A 17,974-nucleotide genomic window follows, 5' to 3' on the forward strand; every position below is an offset into this window, starting at 1 on the left:
AGGTCACCGGGCCGTTCGTCCAAGGTCACCAGTCCGGATGAGGTCAACCGGTTCAGTGTGGCCTCTCGTTGGCTTGACTCTGCTCTGTGACGGGCGGAGCGTAAATCGCGCAGGGCGGCGCGCGGGGGCCCCCGGCCCGACATCGGACCAGCCACCGGGGGGATCTGCATCCCTGCCGCGGCTCCCGCACGTCCACCCGCAGACGCGTTGGGCCACCAGGGGCCCACGCACGGTGACGGAAGGTGGCGCCGATGACGATCCACCAGGAGCTCCAGGTTCACGAGCAGGACCGCGTCCCATGGGGCACGGAGGTCCCCGAAACGCGCGCCGAGGAACTGGCGCCGCGGCTCCGTGTCGAGGGGGCGGTGCAGACCGCCCGCCGTCCGGTCGAGCGTGCGGTGCCGGTGCCGGCACCCGCGGTGACCGGTCACCGTTTCCTCGTCTACAAACAGGACCCGTCGGTCACCGTCCTCGGGGTCCGGCCGGTGTTCGTCCCGACGGTCGTTCTGAACGGCCCGACGGACGCGCGCATCACGACCGTGCTGCCGAATGTGACCCCGGTCGCGCGCAATATCAACGGCGACTTCATCTTTACCCCGAACTCGCCGCAGTTCGACTGCGCGCACACGTTCGCCGTCGTCCGGGAGACCCTGACGATGTACGAGCGGCACAACGGCGGCGACCCGATCCCGTTCGCCTGGAACGTCGGAGGCAGCACCGACCGGATCTCGGTGTTCCCCCGCGCGGGCCAGGGGGCGAACGCGTTCTACAGCCGGACCGCGAAGGCGCTGAAGTTCCTGTTCTTCACCCCGCAGGGGCAGCCCGCGTCCACGACGGTGTTCACGTGCCGGTCGCTCGACATCGTCTCGCACGAGACCGGCCACGCGGTGCTGGACGGGCTGAAGCCCGGCTGGCTCGGGACGGGCAACCCGCCGCAGACCGGTGGCCTGCACGAGTCGTTCGGCGACCTGTCGGCGGTGTTCCTCGCGCTGGCGCAGCCCGACCAGGCGGACGCGCTGGTGGCGCTCACCAAGGCCAACCTGCACGACAAGTCGTTCCTGTCGGCGGTCGCGGAGGAGTTCGGCGCGGCGCTCGGCAAGCCGACGGGACTGCGCAACGCCGACAACGACCTCAAGCTCAGCCAGGTCGGCAACGAGGTGCATGCGATCTCGCAGGTGTTCACCGGCGCGATCTACGACGTGCTCGCCGACATCTACGCGTTCGAGCTGGCCCGGCAGCGCCGCACCAAGGACCCGGCGGTCGTGCTGATCGAGGTCGCGGCCGCCCTGTGCAAGCTGCTGTTCGACGCGATCGTCGCGGCCCCGGCGGTGGGGGCCGGGTACGTGGACGTGGCGAACAAGATGCTGCAGATCTCGGCGAGCCGCGGCGACCCCGCGATCTACCGGACGTTCATCCGCAACCGGTTCGCGGTCCGCGAGATCACGACGGCGGCGACCCCGCTGCGCGATCTGCTAAGCGGCGAGATGAGGATGACCGAGGCGGACTACACCGGTGACGGCCAGGACATCACCGAGGTCGAACCGTTCGACGAGCGTTCGGCGAGCCTGCTGGCCGAGCAGGACAGGTCCCTCTGCTGCGGCACGATGCAGATGCCCGAGTACCGCGTCATCGACTCCGAGCGGCTCGCCAAGCGCGACCCGCTGGAGGACGACGACATCCTCCGGAACGAGCTCGACGAGCTCCGCCGGGCCTTCAGCACGTAGATCCCGGCCCGGCGGGACGAGATGATCGTGATCGGCGGGCCCGTCCCCGGTCGTGATGTCCGTTGGCGGGCATGACGACCGGGGAGGTGGGCCGGCGCCGTCCGGCCCGGAAGGTGGACGAGTCATGCGCGTGACGGTGGAGAGCACCGGGGGTTTCGCGGGGCGGGACGTGGTGATCGCGCACTACGACACCGCCGACCTGCCCCCAGGCCAGGCTGAGCGTGTCCAGGACGCCGTGGAGGCGCTGGCGGCGGGCACGCGCGACGACGTGGCGGAGATCGGCGCCGACCTCCCGTCCTACCGTGTCACCGTGACCGACACCGAGCCGGGCGCGGAGGCGGGCACCGAGCCGGGCACCGAGGCGGGCACCGAGGGTGGGGTGCACAGCGAAGCGGAGCGGGGCGCAGCCGTCGCGCGGCGCGTGTTCGAGGTGCGCGGCGATCCCACGTCGGATCCTCTGATCGCTCTGCTAACGGCCACCTGATCCCAGCTTGCGGAGGTCGCGGGCGGACTCGGCGGCGGCGTGCACGGTGTCGAGGTCGGCTCCGGTGGCGGCCATGGACGCGGCGGCGACGGCGCCCTCCACCAGCGGCGCGTCCGCGAGGCGGACGACGGCGGTCACGGTCTCCTCGTCCTCGGCGTCCTCGATGAAGGTCCTGGCGGTGAGGACGGAGCTGCCCAGGTCGGCGAGCAGCAGGACGCCGTCCCCGCCGTCCGCGGCGGTGACGGCACGTTCTACCAGGTCGATGCTGGTGCCGAGCCCGCCGCTCGCGTCTCCCCCGGCGGGCTCGACGACGGCCTTGCCGACGCCCATCGCGCGGGCCAGTTCGGCGACGCCCTCGGCGAGGGTACGGCTGTGCGAGATCAGGACGATTCCGACCATGGACGTCATCCCTCCATGATCACGTCAGCCAGGCCACGCAGGATGAGGGCCGTGGACGAGGCGCCCGGGTCCATGTGGCCGACGCTGCGCGCGCCCAGGTAGCTGGCGCGTCCCTTACGCGCCTGCAATGGAACGGTCGCGTCAGCCCCTTGGGCGGCACCGTCGCTAGCGGCGCGCGCGCAGGACGCGAGGTCCGCGCCGCCAGCGACGGCGGCCTGGTAGGCGGCGACGGCCGGGATCAGCGCGTCGACCATCGTCTTGTCGCCCTCGGTGGCCTCGCCGAGTTCCTGGACGCCCTCCAGCGCGGCGGTGAGCGCGGTCCCGAGCGTGACGGCGTCGAGTTCGGGCAGGTCGGCGACGGCCTTGCCCGCGCGGCGCAGCGCCGTCCCGTACAGGGGGCCGGACGCGCCGCCGGTCTTGGACACGATCGCGCGGCCCGCGGTGATGAGGACCTTGGAGGGCGGCGCGTCCCCGGGCAGCGCGCCGATCGCCTCGACGGCCGCGGTGAATCCGCGGTCGAGGTTGAGGCCGTGGTCGCCGTCGCCGATGGCCGCGTCCAGCCGGGTGAGGTGCTCGGCGTCGGCGGAGACGAGCCCTGCGGCGTGCCGGATCCAGCCGGCCGCGAGGCGGGATGTCAGGACCGCGGCGCTCACCGTCCCCACCGCAGCGCCGGGGTCTGGACGGGCGCGTCCCACAGCCGGGTCAGTTCCGGTGTCAGCCGGCACACGCTGATCATGCACCCGGCCATCTCCAGGCTGGTGACGAACGGGCCGACCAGCGGGCGGACGACCGTCGCGCCGTGCGCCGCCAGCCACTCGGCCGCCGCCGCGTAGGCCACGTACTGCTCGATCAGCGGTGTGCCGCCCATCCCGTTCACCAGCACCAGCAGCTCGGTCCCGGAGACGGGCAGGTCCGCGTCGATCGCGCTGAGCGCGGCGTCCACGATCTCGGCGGCCGTGCCGGCCTTGACGCGCTCGCGGCCCGGCTCGCCGTGAATGCCGATGCCGAGCTCCATCTCGTCCTCGGCCAGCTCGAAGGTGGGCGCCCCGGCGGCGGGCACCGTGCACGGCGACAGCGCGACACCGAACGAGCGGCTGCGCTCGTTCACCTCCCGCGCGACGGCCGCGACGGCGGCGAGGTCGGCGCCCTCCTCGGCGAGCGCACCGGCGATCTTCTCGACGAACAGCGTCGCGCCGGTGCCGCGCCGTCCGGCGGTGTAGGTGCTGTCCTCGACGGCGACGTCGTCGTCGACCACGACGGCCGCGACCTCGATGTCCTCGTCCTCGGCCAGTTCGGCGGCCATCCGGAAGTTCAGGACGTCACCGGTGTAGTTCTTCACGACGTGCAGGACGCCCGCGCCACCGTTCACCGCCATGGTCGCGGCGATGATCTGGTCCGGGACCGGCGAGGTGAACACCTCGCCGGGGCACGCGGCGTCCAGCATCCCGTGCCCGACGAACCCGACGTGCAGCGGCTCGTGGCCGGAGCCGCCGCCCGACACCAGGCCGACCTTCCGGGCGCGCGGGGCGTCCGCCCGCACGACCGTCCCGCTCGCCGCGTCGACCCGCAGCGAGGGATGGGCCGCGGCGAGGCCGCGCAGCGCGTCCGGGACGACGTCCGCCGGGGCGTTGATGAGTTTGCGCATGTCTCAGCTCTACCCCGGTGGGGCGTCCCGTCCCAGGCCCAATCGCGATCAGCTCCGCACCGGGGTCTTGGATCGCCGCATAGGGTGGATTTCGTGACCAATGTTCTGGACGACGGCGAGATGCAGCGGATCCTCGCCGTGATGGCGCACCCGGACGATGTCGACTTCGGCGCGGCGGGGACGGTGGCGGGCTGGACCGACCGGGGCATCGAGGTGGTGTACCTGATGGTCACCGACGGCGACGCGGGCGGGTTCGACGACGGGATCACCCGGCCCGAGATGGCGGCGCTACGGCGGGACGAGCAGCGCGCCGCGGCCAAGTGCGTGGGGGTGGAGGACGTTCGCTTCCTCGGCCGTCCCGACGGGCGGGTCGAGGCGACGCTGGACCTGCGCCGCGACATCTCCCGGGTGATCCGGCAGGTGCGGCCCGACCGGGTGGTGATGCCGAGCCCGGAGCGCAACTACGAGCGGATCTATCCGAGCCACCCCGACCACCGGGCGGTCGGCTCGGCCGCGTTGGACGCCGTCTACCCCGACGCTCGCAATCCGTACGCGTTCCCCGAGTTGCTCGCCGAGGAGGGCCTCGGCGCCTGGACAGTCCGGGAGGTGTGGATCAGCGGCGGCCCGGCCGCGAACCTGAACCACTTCGTGGACGTCACCGACCGGTTCGAGCGCAAGGTGAGCGCGTTGCGGGCGCACGCCAGCCAGACGGGTCAGATGGGGGACGGGCTGCCGCAGATGCTGCGCGGCTGGATGTCGGGGAACGCGACGATGGCCGGCCTGCCCGACGGACGGCTCGCCGAGTCGTTCCAGGTCGTCAACACGGCCTGAGCCGGAGCGACCCCCTCGATCGCCCTGTTGTCACGTTCCAATCCCTACCCTCACAAGCCGTAATCTCCCCGAAATCGGGCATGAAACCCGGGCCACGCGCGTGCGCGACCGCCCGGAGGCGGCCGGAGAGCGGGCGCGGGCCGAACTCGGGGGGTCGACATGTCACTGGAGATCGAGGCCACCGCAACGTCCTTCGCCGCACCCGAAGTGATCTTCAAGCATCTGTGCGTCGCGGAGGCATGGGACGAGTGGGGCACGTTCTGGATCAGGCCCCGGCGGGAGCGCGCGGGCGACGGGCACCCGAACGGGATCGGTGCCGTCCGGCGCGTGGCCCGCAGCCGCGAGGAGGTCGTGGAGTGGGACCCGCCGCGGCACTACGCCTACATCACGATCGCCGGGCCGGCGCCGCGCGGGTTCCGCGCCGACATCACCCTGGAGCCGCACGGCACCGACACCCTCATCCGCTGGCACGGCGCGTTCGAGCCGCGGCTCCTCGGCGCCGGGCCGCTCACCCGCCGCAGGCTGCGGCGCCGCTTCGACGCGTACGCCCGCCGGATCGCCTGGCATTCCGAGCGCTGCGAACCCGGCTGCCCGGCGCGGCTCCCCGGCGCGCTCTGAGCGGGTGACCAGCGGAGCACCTTCCGGAGGGGTCTGCATTCCCGCAAGCCGGTAATGGACGACAAAGAGTCCGTACGGGCGTAACGCCGCCAGGTGAGCATATGGACGGACCCGGGTAGGGCCGCCAGTGATCATGGCGGCTCCGGGGGCGGCCGCCGTCGCGCGAATCGGGGGATCGATGCGACGCCAACTCATCGTGCTCGCCCTGGCGGCGAGCGCCGCGGCGACCGCCGGGGCGGGGCTGACGGCCCACTGGATCATGTCGGACGAGCCCGCTCGCAAGAAGGGCGTCCAGGCGGGCGCCGCCGAACCGATCAGCGGCGACCGGGCCGCCGGGGCGGTGGCGGAGCGGCGTCCGCTCGACACGGTGCAACTGCGGCGGACCGTCCGCGCCTACAACGCGCAGCGGCCGGGCAGGGCGGGCGTGATGGCGCTCGACCTGCGCACCGGATGGTCCTTCGGGGAGAACGAGAAGGCTCGTTTCGTCTCCGCGAGCATCATGAAGGTCGACATCCTGACCGGGCTGCTGCTCCAGCGGCAGAACGACCGCCGGGGCCTGTCCGAGAACGAGAAGGACCTGGCCAAGCAGATGATCCGGGAGAGCGACAACTCCGCGGCCGACGCCCTGTACGCCCAGTCCGGCTACGGTTCCGGCATCCGGAAGGCCAACCAGCGGCTCGGCCTGACCCAGACCACGCCCTTCCAGACCTCGTGGGGCTCGTCCCTGACGAGCCCGGCCGACCAGGTCCGGCTGCTCGGCGCCCTGGCCGCCGGCGGCCCCCTCGACGCGTCCGGGCGCCAGTACATCCTCGGCCTCATGGGCTCGGTGCTGCGCGAGCAGGCGTGGGGTGTCAGCGCGGCGGCGCGGCCGGGCGAGCGGGTGGCGCTGAAGAACGGCTGGACGCCCGTCCACGAGCAGGGAAGCGGCTGGGCGATCAACAGCATCGGCCGGATCACCGGACCGGACCACGACTTCCTCGTGGCGGTCTGCAGCGGTGAGAACCCCACGATGGAATCCGGGATCACGACCGTCGAGCACATGGCCGACCTCGTGGTATCCACCATGCGCCGGTAGCCCCGCCGAGGCACCGGTCAGCGGGGTATCGGGGCCGGCATCGTGGAGATGCCCGCGTCTCGTCGTGACCGCGGCGGGTCGCCGGCGGAGGACTGTCCAGGACCGGGCGGCGGGCCGGCCGCCCAGCGTGCGGGACGTCCGTCAGCGGCGGATCGGGCGGGTGAGCTTCTTGCCCTCCGTGGCGTGCACGGCGACGCAGGTCACGTCGCGGTCGCCTCGGGTCCACGACTCCGCCGTCGGGTAGTAGTAGGACGTCGCGAGGCTGGCGGCGGCGGGGTCGCGGCGCAGCCTGGGAGCCATCAGCCGCTTGCAGCCGGCCGATGCCTTCTGGCTCATCTCGTTCTCGCTCGGGAAGAGCCCGCCGAGCTTGAAAGCGGCGAGCACCTCGCCGTCGTGCGGCCCGGTGCACGGCACGACCTTGACGCTCTCGACCTCCACCGGGCCGTCCGTCGAGGTCGACGTGGACGCGCCGGAGTTGTCGTTGATGCAGTCGCCGACCTTCATCTTCTTGGCGTCGACGCTCTTGGGCTTGGTCGAACTGATCTTCGGCTTGGCGATCTTGCCAGTGCCGGAGGAGTCGTCGCCGAGCAGCAGGTAGCCGCCGATGCCGCCCACGACCCACAGGCACGACAGGATGATGCCGGCCATCGCCAGACCGCGGCCCTTGCCACCGTTCCTCCCGATCTGCCGGAGCGAGATCACACCGAGGATCAGGCCGAGCACACCGAGGCAGCCGAGAAGCCCGGTGATGAAGGCCGCGATGGCCAGACCGTTGGTCTTGTTGCTGGTCGGAGGCCCGGAGCCGTACGAGGACGGTTCACCGGGCATGGGATAAGGCGAGGGCGGTACGGGCGGTGGCGGCGGATCCATACCCGGCTGTCCGGGTCCAGGGGGTCCAGGGGGATAGGTCATGAGGAGCGACTTTTGCATATCGCGGCCCACGCCTGATCACCATGCGGCAAAAACCGACATTACAATTTGCTCTCAGTCATCCCTGAACCATTGCGTAAAGATCCACGGACTCACTCACCGTTCACCCGCCACCACGCGCCGTTCAGACGAGCCGGCGGGCCGCCGCCCAGCGCGACAGCTCGTGCCGGTTGGACAACTGGAGTTTGCGCAGCACACTGCTGACGTGCGTCTCCACCGTCTTGACGGAGATGAACAACTCCTTGGCGATCTCCTTGTAGGCGTAGCCCCGGGCGATGAGCCGCAGCACGTCCCGCTCCCGCTGGGTGATCTGGTCCAATTCCGGGTCGACGGCCGGCACGTCGGTCGCGGCGAACGCGTCCAGCACGAAGCCCGCGAGCCGCGGCGAGAACACCGCGTCACCCTCCGCGACCCGTCCGATCGCGTCGGTCAGTTCGGGCCCCGAGATGGTCTTGGTCACATAGCCGCGCGCCCCGCCGCGGACGACACCGATCACGTCCTCCGCCGCGTCCGACACCGACAGTGCGAGGAACTTCGACGCGACGTTGCCGTGCAGCCGGCGCAGCACCTCGATCCCGCCGCCGCCCGGCAGGTGCACGTCCAGCAGCACCACGTCCGGCTGGACGGCCTTGATCACGGTGACGGCCTCGTCGACGTCGCCCGCCTCCCCGACGATCTCCACGCCGCCGCCCAACTCGGCCTTGACGCCCGTCCGGAACATCTGGTGGTCATCGACCAGCACGACCCTCTTCAACGCCTCGCTCACGTCTTCTTCATCTCCAAACGCACTTCGGTGCCCTCGCCCGGCGCGGTACGGACGGTGGCCTTGCCGCCGTTGCGCTCCATACGTCCGATGATGGACCCCCGGACGCCCATCCGGTCGTCCGGGACCTGGTCGAGGTCGAATCCCTTGCCCCGGTCGCGGACGAAGATGGCGATCTCCTCGCCCTCCACCTCGGCGTACACCGACACCGACGGCGCCTCGGCGTACTTGGCCGCGTTCACCATCGCCTCCCGCGCGGCCTGGAGCGCCGCGCCGATCCGCTCGTCCAGGACGGTGTCGCCCACGCAGACGATCTCGATCGGCACGCCGTGGTCGTCCTCGACCTCCCCGGCGATCTCCCGGATCGCCGCGGCGAACGTCTGGTCGGGATCGGCGCGCGGCTGGTAGAGCCAGGTGCGCAGCGTCCGCTCCTGGGAACGGGCGAGACGCTGCACCTCGCGGGTGTCGGCGGCGTTCCGCTGGATGAGCGTCAGCGTGTGCAGCACCGAGTCGTGGATGTGCGCGGCGAGTTCGGCGCGCTCCTGGGAGCGGATGCGCTCATGCCGCTCGGCGTCCAGGTCCTGCCAGAGCCGCACCACCCACGGCGTGACGATCACCGCGACACCGGTGAGGATGATCAGCATGGCGATGACGACGGAGCGGGCCTGCCCGGCGTCCACCTTCTGCGCGACGAACCCGCCGATGCCACCGACGACCAGCAGCAGGCCGAGCAGGCTGCGCAGCCACCGCTGGCGCAGCGGCAGCACCCACCGCTGCCGCTGGTCGCGGTCGGCCTGCTGCCACAGGATCGCCGCGCCGACGCCGCCGACCACGAACGGCCACAGCGCCCACTGCACGATCCCGGCGCCGAGCGGCAGGACCGCCAGGCCCACCCCCACCGCCGTGTAGGCCAGGAGTTGGCCCCAGTCCCGCCGCCGCCCGGAAGCGGCTGCCGGCAGCGCGGCGTTGTCCTCGTCCCCGCGCGGGAGGAGGACCCAGAACGCGGCGTAGGCGGCGACCCCGAGGCCGCTCGCCACCGCGAGCAGGACGAACGCGGCGCGGACGATCAGGACGTCCACGCCGAGGTGGAGGGCCAGACCGCGGGCCACCCCGGCCACGAGCCGGCCGCGCGCCGCGCGCTCCAGCCGCGGCGGCTGGCCGCCAGGGCCCGCCGTCGCGCCGGGGCGACCCGTCTCATCGGACGGGCCGGTCACCGATTCCATCGCTCCTCGCAATCCCCCACGTCAACGATCGTCACACGCCGGAGAGCCGCACGCATCAGGGGCCGTCCCTGGCCCATTTCCCAGGGTCGTGTCAGGGACCTCCCGGATACCGCGCACGGGCGCGTGGCAGCACCATGGTGACCATGGGCGACGAGCACAGGCCGATCACCGACGAGGAGCAGCCGACCGGCGCGACACGGGAGCCGGCGGAGCCGGAGTACCGGCGGCTCGCCCGCGACCCCGAAAGGCGCGTGCTGGCCGGGGTGTGCACCGGGCTGGGCCGCTACACCGGCATCGATCCCGTCGTGTACCGGGTGGGGTTCGCGATCCTCGTCCTCGCGCACGGGCAAGGGATCATCCTCTACATCGCGGCGGCGCTGCTGATGCCCGCGAGACCGGGCGGGTCGTCGCCGGTGGAGCAGGTCGTCCGGCGCTGGTTCGACGCCCCGGCGGTGCTGACGATCCTCGGTGCGCTGCTGTGCGTGGGCGTCGCGGGCAGCCTGTTCGGCGGCGTGTCCAGCGACGCCATCGCGATCATGGTCGTGTTCGGGCTGGTCCTGCTCGTCTCGCACGCGCGCGGCGTCGACCTGGTCTCGGTCGCCCGGACCGTACCGGAACGGCTCGCGGGGCATCCGCCGGAGCCGTCCGCGCCCCGGGAACCGTCCGCCCCGTCCGAGGTCTCGCTGGGCAAGGAGCCGACGCCGGGCACCGGGGGCGGGCTGCCCGAGGGAATGATCGACCTGGGCGCGTACGGGCGGGCATCGCACGCGGCCACGGAGACCGGCGCCACCGCCCTCCGCTACTCGGACGTGCCCCAGGCGCGGCGAGAGCGCGGCAACTCGCCCGCCGCGTCCATCACGCTCCTGGCCGCCATGGCCGTGGGGGCGGCGATGATCCCGGTCGCGAGCGGCTACCCGGCACCGGACTCGTGGTTGATCGTCATGGCGCCCGCGCTCGCGGTGATCGGCCTCGGCCTGGTCACCGGCGGCTGGCTGCGCACCCGCGGTCTCGCCACCGCGGGCACCGTGCTCACACTGGCGCTGCTCACCACGTCCGTCGCCGGAGAACTGCCGCGCAACGCCCAGTACGGGGACGTGGAGTGGCGGCCCACCGACGCGAGCCGCACGAACCAGGAGTACAAGATCGGGGTCGGTCAGGGCACGCTCGACCTCACCGCGCTGCCGCTCGCTCCGGGACAGCGGGTCACCATCGAGGCGAGGATCATGGTCGGCGAGCTGCGGGTCAGGGTGCCGCGATCGGCGCGCATCCGGCTGGACGCGCGGATCGGCCTCGGCGACGTGCGCGTGGACCTGCGCACGACCAGCGGACCCAACGCCAAGGTGCAGCGGGTGCTGGAGCCGGAGGTGCCCACCGTGAAGAACCCGCCGGAGATCGTCCTGCGCATCCGCGGGAAGGTCGGAGACGTGGAGGTGAACCGTGGCTGAGGACACCATGCCCGAAGACACCAGGGACGGCCGTCCGGCGCGCGTGCGCCGCCGGTTCGACCCCGCCGGGCCCGTCACCGGGCTGTTCTTCCTCACCCTGGCGGGGCTCTTCCTCGCCGAGGGGCTCGCCGGGGAGCCGATCCTGCCGACCACGGCGCTGGTCCCGGTCGTGCTGATCGGCCTCGGCCTGGTCGGGACCGTCCGGGTGCTGACCCGGGGACGCCGCCGTACCCTCCGCTGACCCACGCGACACCCTCCCGCGGTGACCGTGAACAGACACGGCGGGTTATCGCCGGTTTCCGATCATTGTGGTATAGATCATGCGAGGGATCGGGAACGTCCGGTCCATACCCGTCGTTGAGGCAAGCCGTGAAGTTCTCCGAGAAGAGCGTTCTGCTCGTGGCCCGGCTGCACGTGGACCTGTGCCGCCTCGCCAGCGTGCTGTGTCACGCCTGAGCAGCCGTCCCCACTGACGGCCGTCCCGGGCCGGACCGGCCCGACCCACTGGGTGGCCGTCGCTCCCCCGACCAGCCTCCCGCCCCCTCTTCTCCCTTCCACCCACTCGCCGCCGCGCCCGCCACCCCTGGGTCCGCGCGGCGACCGCGCCTGGAGAACCTTCAGTGAACCTCCGCGTCTGGAAATGGCATTTCTGGCAGCAGATCGTGCTGTCGCTCGTGCTCGGCGCCGCCACCGGCGTCCTGATCTACAACTTCGCCGACGGCCAGAAGACCGCCGAGGACTGGCTCGACCCGTTCGGCGACGTCTACATCAGCCTTCTCAAGATCGTCGTCGTCCCGCTGGTGTTCGCCGCGATCGTGGTGAGCGTCGGACGGCTGCGCAACGTCGGCAGCGTCGCCCGGCTGACCGGCAAGACCCTCGGCTGGTTCGTCGTCACCTCGGCCATCGCCACCGCCATCGGGCTGGCCGTCGCCCTGATCGTCAAGCCGGGCGAGGGCCTCGGCAAGCTGGCCAGCGAGAGCGCCGAGACCGACCCGGTCACCTGGACGCAGGTCCTGCACAACCTGTTCCCGTCCAACATCGTCAAGGCGATGGCGGACGGCAATGTCCTCGGCGTCGTCACGTTCGCGGTGCTGTTCGGCGCCGCCCTGGTGGCGATCGGGGAGCGCGGCGAGCGCATCACCGGCATCGTCGACGACCTCTACCTGGTCATGCAGAAGGCCGTGTGGTGGGTCGTCCGCCTCACCCCGATCGGCTCGTTCTTCCTGATCGGCTCGGTGGTGGCGACCTACGGCCCGAGCTCGCTGGAGCCCCTCGCCAAGTTCACCGGCGCGATCTACCTGGCCGTCGCCATCATGCTGCTGCTCGGCTACCCGGCCCTGCTCCGGGTGTTCGGCCGCGTGAACCCGCTGAAGTTCCTGCGCAACTCCTGGCCGGCGCTGGAGTTCGCATTCGTCTCCTCGTCCTCGATCGCCACGCTGCCGATCGCCCAGCGGGTGTCGATCGAGCGCAACGGCGTGCAGCGCGACTACGCCAGCTTCGCCCAGCCGCTCGGCGCGACGATCAAATTCGATGGCTGCGGCGCGATCTACCCGGCGGTCGCGGCGGTCTTCGTCGCCCAGTACACCGGCGTCAGCCTCGGCATCGCCGACTACGCCCTGATCGCGCTCGCCGCGGTGATCGGCCAGCTCGGCACCGGCGGCACCCCGGGACCGGCGCTGGTCGCGCTGACCCTGACCCTCACCACGGTCGGCCTGCCGCTCCAGGCGGTCGGCTACCTGATCGCGATCGACAAGGTCATCGACATGGCCCGGACGACCCTGAACGTCGCCGGCCAGCTCACGGTGCCCATCCTCGTGGCCCGGTCGGAGGGCCTGCTGGACGACGACGTGTTCAACAGCAAGCCCATCGAGTTGACCTCCACCGAGGCCGACGAGACCCGTACGGAGCGGCACGCCGAAGAGCGGCGCGAGGAGGGGCGGCGCGGGAAGCCCCACCCTCCCGAGCCCTCCCCGGCCTGACGATCGTCACGATCCTGGAACGAGGCGTCCCTTCCGGGGGGCGCCTCGTCCTGTCATGTGTTGCTCACGCGTGCAACGTCACCGCGTAGGCGGGGCCCGGGTTGGTGAACGCGTGGGTCCGGCTGCCGTGGACCCGCACCCGGTTCGCCTTCAGGGGCCGCTCGGTCACCCCGTCCGGCGCGATGACGACCTCGGCCAGCTCACCGGCGATCAGTGTGCTGACCCGGGTCTTGCCGTGGACGTGCACGGTCGTGCGGTAGCCGGGCGGCCAGGTCGCCAGCCACGCGGGGACGCCGTCCACCTCGTCCAGCGAGATCGTGACGGGGACGGCGTCGAAGCCGACGAGCCGCCACCAGCCGCCGGGCCGTGCGGCGAGGTCATGGATGCGGGCCGCGAGCTGCCCGACGGTGGGCGGACGGGCGGTGATGGTGCGTCCGTGCGGGTCGTCCTGACCACGCATGGTGAGATCGGGAACCATGTCCAGATGTCCTTCGGTGGTGGGGCCGGTGCGAAAGATTCAGCGGCAACACGAAGGACACAGCGCGCTGGCCACACGGCGGAGAGCCACAGGGCCGAGAGACAGACGCGCAGACATGGGTCCAGGAGACACTCAGTCACCGAGCGTTGTCAAGTCGATCGCGCGTGTTCACCGTCCGTCCACCATCGGGCCGCCGGAAACCGCGAGCATGCGGCCTTGAGATCAACGGAACGGAGTCGCCATGCCCCCTCGAAGCACGCTTCCGCAGAGCACGGTCCTTCACGAAACAGTGGTTCAAGACACGGACCGACGAGACGTGGACCGTCGGAGCGTTCTGCGCGGTGGCCTGATCGCGACCGGCGGGACCGCCGTCGCCCTGCTCGCCGGCGGCCCGGCCGCGGCCCTCGTCAGGGCGGACCGCCCCCGTCTGACCCACGGGGTGCAGAGCGGCGACGTGACCGCCCGTGAGGCGGTGGTGTGGGCCCGCGCGGACCGTCCGTCCCGGATGCTGGTCGAGTTGAGCGGCCGCCCGGACTTCCGGAACGCCCGCACGATCAAGGGTCCCGTCCTCACCCCCGACACGGACCTCACCGGCAAGACACTGCTGCGCGGCCTGCCGCCCGGCGAGGAGTTGCACTATCGCGTGCGCCTCGCCGACCTGGACGGCCGGCTCACGTCCGCGCCCGTCCCCGGCCGCCTGCGCACCGCGCCCCGCCGCCCCCAGGACATCCGCTTCGTCTGGTCGGGCGACCTCGCGGGGCAGGGCTGGGGCATCGCCCCCGAGTTCGGCGGCTACCGCATCTTCAAGGCGATGGGCGCGCTGGACCCCGACTTCTTCCTGTGCAGCGGTGACCTCGTCTACTCCGACGGCCCCCTCGCCGAGACGGTGAAGCTCCCGGACGGCCGCATCTGGCGCAACATCGTCACCGCGGAGAAGGCCAAGGTCGCCGAGACGCTCCCCGAGTACCGCGGCCAGTTCCGCTACAACCTCCAGGACGCCAACCTCCAGGCGTTCAACGCCCGCGTCCCGACGATCTACCAGTGGGACGACCACGAGACCGTCAACAACTGGTACCCCGGCGAGATCCTCGACCTCCCGCAGTACACCGAGAAGCGCGTCGACGTCCTCGCCTCCCACGCCCGCCGGGCGATGTTCGAGTACACCCCGGTCAGGACCGCCCGGTCAGGCCGGCTCTACCGCAAGATCTCCTACGGCCCCCTGCTGGACGTCTTCGTCCTGGACATGCGCACCTACAAGTCCCCGAACGACGCGAACAACTCCCCCACCCAGAAGGACGGGCTGCTGGGCGCCGAGCAGACCGCCTGGCTCAAGCGCGAACTCCGCCACTCCACGGCGACCTGGAAGGTCATCGCGAACGACCTCCCCCTCGGCCTGGTCGTCCCGGACGGAACCGCCCAGGAGGCCGCCGCGCAGGGCGACAACGGCGCCCCTCTCGGACGCGAACGCGAGATCGCCGACCTCCTCTCCTACGCCAAGAGGCACCGCGTCCGGAACATGGTCTGGCTCACCGCTGACGTCCACTACACGGCGGCCCACTACTACGACCCGTCCAAGGCCGCCTTCTCCGACTTCGACCCCTTCTGGGAATTCGTCTCGGGCCCGCTGAACGCCGGCGCCTTCGGTCCCAACACCCTTGACGGCACATTCGGACCACAGCTGAAGTTCGTCCAGGCTCCGCCGCACGCCAACACCTCACCCGCCGAGGGTTTCCAATTCTTCGGCGAAGTCGACATCAACGCCCGTTCCCAGGTCCTCACCGTCCGGCTGAGGAGTCTTGATGGGACGGCGCTTCACACCCAGGCTCTTACTCCGATCCGATAAGAGCAGACGACAGTCTGCCAGAATCCCGCAAGATAGCAGCCCTTTCTGGAACCCACCGGACACCGTCACCCCCGCGAAAACCTGATCCCCGCCGCCGACGAGGTGCGGGCCCCGCCACGTCTCATCGTCCCGGGAGCCGGGCCGCTCCAGACTCGCCGCGCGAAGCACCAGCGAGCGGCGTAGCGCGTCGGCGACGGGCCCGCGCCCGATGCCCAGTCGGAATTGGGCAGGAGCATTAGGCAGCCGAAAGAACGGTCAGGCCGTCCTATCGAGAACTGGAACTCAGGGCGCACGCGGCCGGTTACTCGGGTTCCGGCGGCGAACGCGGTGTCCGCGCGGCCCCGAATCCGATGCAGCCTTTCATACGCGAGGCGGCGGATAACGGGTGTCTGTCGGCGATCGGACCGGATCGGGCGCAACTATCCGAATCATAAATCGGAAGATTGGTGTGTAAACCGGACTTTTTCTGTCCAATTTTACTCACCGCATACCCAAGGCTTACCTGTTCTATACAGCTTGGATGCGTAACTATTCACCACACGGAATGTCGATAATTCCGTGATCAGTTCTTGGTACGGCGGCCCGGCGGGTCACCTCCCCCGGTACACAAGATCAGAGGAGTGATACGTGAATTACGGAGACGAGCTACGACGCGAGATCCTGTCGAATGGAGTCACCCCGCTCATCGGGGTGTTCGACATGTTCTCCGCCTCCGTCGCCGCGCAGCACTACAACGGCCTGTTCGTATCCGGCTTCGGGTTCGCCGCGTCCTACTACGGGTTGCCCGACATCGGCTTCATCGCCTGGCCGGACATGGTGGCCTTCGTGCAGCGGCTGCGGCTCGCCTTCCCCGGCAAGCACCTGCTGGTCGACATCGACGACGGCTACGTCGACCCCGAGGTCGCGTGCCATGTCATCGAGCAGCTGGAACTGATCGGCGCGTCCGGCGTGATCCTGGAGGACCAGCAGCGTCCGCGGCGCTGCGGGCATGTGGACGGCAAGCGGATCCTGCCGCTGCCGGAGTACCTGGAAAAGCTCGACATGGTGCTCAGCACCCGCAAGGACCTCGTCGTCGTCGCCCGCACGGACGCCAGCGACGAAGAGGAGATCCTGGCCCGCGCCAAGGCGCTGGCGGAGACCGAGGCGGACGTCGTCCTGGTGGACGGCGTCCGCAGCATCGACTGGATCCACCGGGTCCGCGCGGTGATCGGCGACAAGCCGCTGCTGTTCAACCAGATCGCGGGCGGCAAGTCGCCGCGCGTCTCGCTGCCGGAGCTGGCCGATCTGGGGGTGAACGTCGCCATCTACAGCACCCCCTGCCTGTTCGCGGCCCAGAGCGCCATGGACGAGGCGCTCCAGCGGCTCAAGGGGAACGAGGGCCGGCTGCCCGAGGTCACGGCCGGGAGCATCGGGGTCAAGGAGTCGCTCGCGCTGCTGGAACGCAACATCAGCCGGAACCATCCGAAGCTGGAAAGGGAACTGGCGGACGCCCTGGTGTGATCCGTCCGATGGCAGGCACGTCGGCCGACGAACGAGGAAACACATGCGTGCTGTCTCCGCGGTGATGACGCGGCTGCATATCGATCCCTACATCGCGGCGATTCTCTGTTCGGTGGGAATCGCCGCGATGGTCCCGGCCAGGGGACGTGTCGCCGAGGCCCTCGACTGGACGGGCACGGTCGCGATCACCCTGTTGTTCTTCTTCTACGGTGCCCGGCTCTCCACCGCCGAGGCGTTGCGCGGATTGCGGCATTGGCGGCTGCACACGGCGATCTCGGCCGTGACCTTCGTGGTCTTCCCGGTGCTCGGGATCACGTGCGCGCTCTTCCTGGAGGACGCGCTCCACGCGGGCGTCGTCTTCCTGTGCGTGCTGCCGTCCACCGTGCAGTCATCGATCACTCTCACCTCGATCGCGGGCGGCAACGAGGCGGGCGCCATCTGTAGCGCCTCGCTGTCCAACCTGGCCGGAGTGGTGCTGACGCCCCTGATGGCGGCGGCCCTCATCTCGGTGGAGGGCGGGTTCTCACTCGGCTCCATCGGCGACATCACGGTGCGGCTGCTGCTGCCGTTCCTGCTCGGGCAGTTCGTCCAGCGCTGGATCGGTGACCACGTGCGAGCCCGGCGCAAGCTGCTGGCGCGATACGACCGCGGCGTAATCCTGCTGGTCGTCTACACGGCGTTCAGCCAGGGCGTCGTCACCGGCGTCTGGGACGGCCTCGAAGCGGCGGAGCTGGGCGTCCTGGCGCTGGTCGTCGTCGGGCTGCTGGCCGTGGCGCTGACCATCGCGGGGCTGATCTCGCGATTCGGCGGCTTCTCCGATGCCGACCGCATCGCCGTCCTGTTCTGCGGCTCGCAGAAGAGCCTGGCGAGCGGCCTCCCCATGGCGAGCGTCCTGTTCGCCGGCGCGGCGGTCAGCACCGCGGTGCTCCCGCTGATGCTCTACCACCAACTCCAGTTGCTGGTGTGTTCATGGCTCGCGCAGCGTTTCGCGAAACGTCCCGCGCCGGTGCCGCGACCCGCCGGCATCAGCACGTGAG

The 17,974-nt window shown here is 70.9% G+C and carries 19 protein-coding genes; 12 read left to right on the forward strand and 7 right to left on the reverse strand.

The window, feature by feature from the left end:
* The first annotated feature begins 251 nt into the window (after positions 1 to 251).
* A complete protein-coding gene (locus AMA02S_RS08585; protein ID WP_067454383.1) occupies positions 252 to 1,724 on the forward strand; it encodes a gluzincin family metallopeptidase in 1,473 nt (490 codons plus the stop codon).
* Between the two features lie 124 nt (positions 1,725 to 1,848).
* Positions 1,849 to 2,208: a protealysin inhibitor emfourin gene (locus AMA02S_RS08590; protein WP_067454387.1), complete on the forward strand. Its 360-nt coding sequence runs from the start codon at positions 1,849 to 1,851 to the stop codon at positions 2,206 to 2,208.
* Here the strand turns inward: AMA02S_RS08590 and dhaM are convergent.
* From dhaM to dhaK, 3 genes are read right to left on the reverse strand one after another with little or no spacing between them, the layout of a single operon-like run.
* A complete protein-coding gene (gene dhaM, locus AMA02S_RS08595; protein ID WP_067454391.1) occupies positions 2,194 to 2,616 on the reverse strand; it encodes a dihydroxyacetone kinase phosphoryl donor subunit DhaM in 423 nt (140 codons plus the stop codon). The genes AMA02S_RS08590 and dhaM overlap by 15 nt on opposite strands.
* The gene (gene dhaL / locus AMA02S_RS08600) at positions 2,613 to 3,260 is read right to left on the reverse strand and encodes a dihydroxyacetone kinase subunit DhaL (protein ID WP_245667414.1); all 648 of its coding nucleotides are present in this window, start codon (positions 3,258 to 3,260) and stop codon (positions 2,613 to 2,615) included. Before dhaL ends, dhaM begins: the two co-directional genes overlap by 4 nt.
* Positions 3,257 to 4,252: a dihydroxyacetone kinase subunit DhaK gene (gene dhaK / locus AMA02S_RS08605; protein ID WP_067454396.1), complete on the reverse strand. Its 996-nt coding sequence runs from the start codon at positions 4,250 to 4,252 to the stop codon at positions 3,257 to 3,259. Before dhaK ends, dhaL begins: the two co-directional genes overlap by 4 nt.
* A gap of 120 nt (positions 4,253 to 4,372) precedes the next feature.
* On the opposite strand from dhaK, the gene AMA02S_RS08610 reads away from it, so the two are divergent.
* The 3 genes from AMA02S_RS08610 (at position 4,373) to AMA02S_RS08620 (ending at position 6,776) form a co-directional block, all read left to right on the forward strand.
* Positions 4,373 to 5,083, forward strand: a complete 711-nt coding sequence (locus AMA02S_RS08610) for a PIG-L deacetylase family protein (protein WP_067454780.1) — start codon at positions 4,373 to 4,375, stop codon at positions 5,081 to 5,083.
* 159 nt (positions 5,084 to 5,242) lie between these two features.
* Positions 5,243 to 5,701, forward strand: coding sequence for an SRPBCC family protein (locus AMA02S_RS08615; RefSeq protein WP_067454399.1), 459 nt, complete (start codon positions 5,243 to 5,245; stop codon positions 5,699 to 5,701).
* Positions 5,702 to 5,879: 178 nt separating this feature from the next.
* Positions 5,880 to 6,776, forward strand: a complete 897-nt coding sequence (locus AMA02S_RS08620; protein ID WP_169806797.1) for a serine hydrolase — start codon at positions 5,880 to 5,882, stop codon at positions 6,774 to 6,776.
* Positions 6,777 to 6,917: 141 nt separating this feature from the next.
* On the opposite strand, the gene AMA02S_RS08625 is transcribed toward AMA02S_RS08620, so the two are convergent.
* The 3 genes from AMA02S_RS08625 to AMA02S_RS08635 form a co-directional block, all read right to left on the reverse strand.
* Positions 6,918 to 7,604 carry a DUF4190 domain-containing protein gene (locus AMA02S_RS08625; protein ID WP_067454406.1) on the reverse strand — a complete coding sequence of 229 codons (687 nt, stop codon included), beginning with the start codon at positions 7,602 to 7,604 and terminating at the stop codon, positions 6,918 to 6,920.
* Positions 7,605 to 7,830: 226 nt separating this feature from the next.
* Positions 7,831 to 8,472 carry a LuxR C-terminal-related transcriptional regulator gene (locus AMA02S_RS08630; protein ID WP_067454411.1) on the reverse strand — a complete coding sequence of 214 codons (642 nt, stop codon included), beginning with the start codon at positions 8,470 to 8,472 and terminating at the stop codon, positions 7,831 to 7,833.
* Positions 8,469 to 9,692, reverse strand: coding sequence for an ATP-binding protein (locus AMA02S_RS08635; RefSeq protein WP_084264892.1), 1,224 nt, complete (start codon positions 9,690 to 9,692; stop codon positions 8,469 to 8,471). The genes AMA02S_RS08630 and AMA02S_RS08635 overlap by 4 nt, the downstream gene beginning before the upstream one ends.
* A 143-nt stretch (positions 9,693 to 9,835) precedes the next feature.
* Here AMA02S_RS08635 and AMA02S_RS08640 point away from each other — a divergent pair, with 143 nt between their 5' ends.
* The 4 genes from AMA02S_RS08640 to AMA02S_RS08650 all read left to right on the forward strand — a co-directional run bounded on the left by AMA02S_RS08640 (position 9,836) and on the right by AMA02S_RS08650 (position 13,116).
* A complete protein-coding gene (locus AMA02S_RS08640; RefSeq protein ID WP_169806798.1) occupies positions 9,836 to 11,137 on the forward strand; it encodes a PspC domain-containing protein in 1,302 nt (433 codons plus the stop codon).
* The gene (locus AMA02S_RS08645; RefSeq protein WP_067454418.1) at positions 11,130 to 11,378 is read left to right on the forward strand and encodes a hypothetical protein; all 249 of its coding nucleotides are present in this window, start codon (positions 11,130 to 11,132) and stop codon (positions 11,376 to 11,378) included. Before AMA02S_RS08640 ends, AMA02S_RS08645 begins: the two co-directional genes overlap by 8 nt.
* A 116-nt stretch (positions 11,379 to 11,494) precedes the next feature.
* Complete coding sequence (locus AMA02S_RS44930) at positions 11,495 to 11,593, forward strand: putative leader peptide (protein ID WP_369688381.1); 99 nt, start codon at positions 11,495 to 11,497, stop codon at positions 11,591 to 11,593.
* A gap of 164 nt (positions 11,594 to 11,757) precedes the next feature.
* Positions 11,758 to 13,116, forward strand: a complete 1,359-nt coding sequence (locus AMA02S_RS08650) for a dicarboxylate/amino acid:cation symporter (RefSeq protein ID WP_067454421.1) — start codon at positions 11,758 to 11,760, stop codon at positions 13,114 to 13,116.
* Between the two features lie 64 nt (positions 13,117 to 13,180).
* Here the strand turns inward: AMA02S_RS08650 and AMA02S_RS08655 are convergent, their stop codons facing one another.
* Positions 13,181 to 13,594, reverse strand: coding sequence for a cupin domain-containing protein (locus AMA02S_RS08655; RefSeq protein WP_067454425.1), 414 nt, complete (start codon positions 13,592 to 13,594; stop codon positions 13,181 to 13,183).
* Positions 13,595 to 13,910: 316 nt separating this feature from the next.
* Here AMA02S_RS08655 and AMA02S_RS08660 point away from each other — a divergent pair, with 316 nt between their 5' ends.
* From AMA02S_RS08660 to AMA02S_RS08670, 3 genes are all read left to right on the forward strand, one after another.
* Positions 13,911 to 15,437 carry an alkaline phosphatase D family protein gene (locus AMA02S_RS08660; protein WP_245667415.1) on the forward strand — a complete coding sequence of 509 codons (1,527 nt, stop codon included), beginning with the start codon at positions 13,911 to 13,913 and terminating at the stop codon, positions 15,435 to 15,437.
* Positions 15,438 to 16,064: 627 nt separating this feature from the next.
* The gene (locus tag AMA02S_RS08665; RefSeq protein ID WP_067454431.1) at positions 16,065 to 16,937 is read left to right on the forward strand and encodes an isocitrate lyase/PEP mutase family protein; all 873 of its coding nucleotides are present in this window, start codon (positions 16,065 to 16,067) and stop codon (positions 16,935 to 16,937) included.
* Between the two features lie 43 nt (positions 16,938 to 16,980).
* Positions 16,981 to 17,973, forward strand: a complete 993-nt coding sequence (locus AMA02S_RS08670) for a bile acid:sodium symporter family protein (protein WP_067454435.1) — start codon at positions 16,981 to 16,983, stop codon at positions 17,971 to 17,973.
* Position 17,974: the final 1 nt, after the last annotated feature.

This window comes from Actinomadura macra NBRC 14102, from assembly GCF_001552215.1.
GTDB lineage: Bacteria > Actinomycetota > Actinomycetes > Streptosporangiales > Streptosporangiaceae > Spirillospora > Spirillospora macra.

Bases quoted from the DNA above. Each gene is read 5' to 3' on its own strand.
- AMA02S_RS08635 (WP_084264892.1), bottom strand. From the start codon at position 9,692: ATGGAATCGGTGACCGGCCCGTCCGATGAGACGGGTCGCCCCGGCGCG.
- AMA02S_RS08585 (WP_067454383.1), top strand. From the start codon at position 252: ATGACGATCCACCAGGAGCTCCAGGTTCACGAGCAGGACCGCGTCCCA.
- AMA02S_RS08590 (WP_067454387.1), top strand. From the start codon at position 1,849: ATGCGCGTGACGGTGGAGAGCACCGGGGGTTTCGCGGGGCGGGACGTG.
- dhaK (WP_067454396.1), bottom strand. From the start codon at position 4,252: ATGCGCAAACTCATCAACGCCCCGGCGGACGTCGTCCCGGACGCGCTG.
- AMA02S_RS08610 (WP_067454780.1), top strand. From the start codon at position 4,373: ATGCAGCGGATCCTCGCCGTGATGGCGCACCCGGACGATGTCGACTTC.
- AMA02S_RS08625 (WP_067454406.1), bottom strand. From the start codon at position 7,604: ATGCCCGGTGAACCGTCCTCGTACGGCTCCGGGCCTCCGACCAGCAAC.
- dhaM (WP_067454391.1), bottom strand. From the start codon at position 2,616: ATGACGTCCATGGTCGGAATCGTCCTGATCTCGCACAGCCGTACCCTC.
- AMA02S_RS08615 (WP_067454399.1), top strand. From the start codon at position 5,243: ATGTCACTGGAGATCGAGGCCACCGCAACGTCCTTCGCCGCACCCGAA.
- AMA02S_RS08620 (WP_169806797.1), top strand. From the start codon at position 5,880: ATGCGACGCCAACTCATCGTGCTCGCCCTGGCGGCGAGCGCCGCGGCG.
- AMA02S_RS08640 (WP_169806798.1), top strand. From the start codon at position 9,836: ATGGGCGACGAGCACAGGCCGATCACCGACGAGGAGCAGCCGACCGGC.
- AMA02S_RS08670 (WP_067454435.1), top strand. From the start codon at position 16,981: ATGCGTGCTGTCTCCGCGGTGATGACGCGGCTGCATATCGATCCCTAC.
- AMA02S_RS08655 (WP_067454425.1), bottom strand. From the start codon at position 13,594: ATGGTTCCCGATCTCACCATGCGTGGTCAGGACGACCCGCACGGACGC.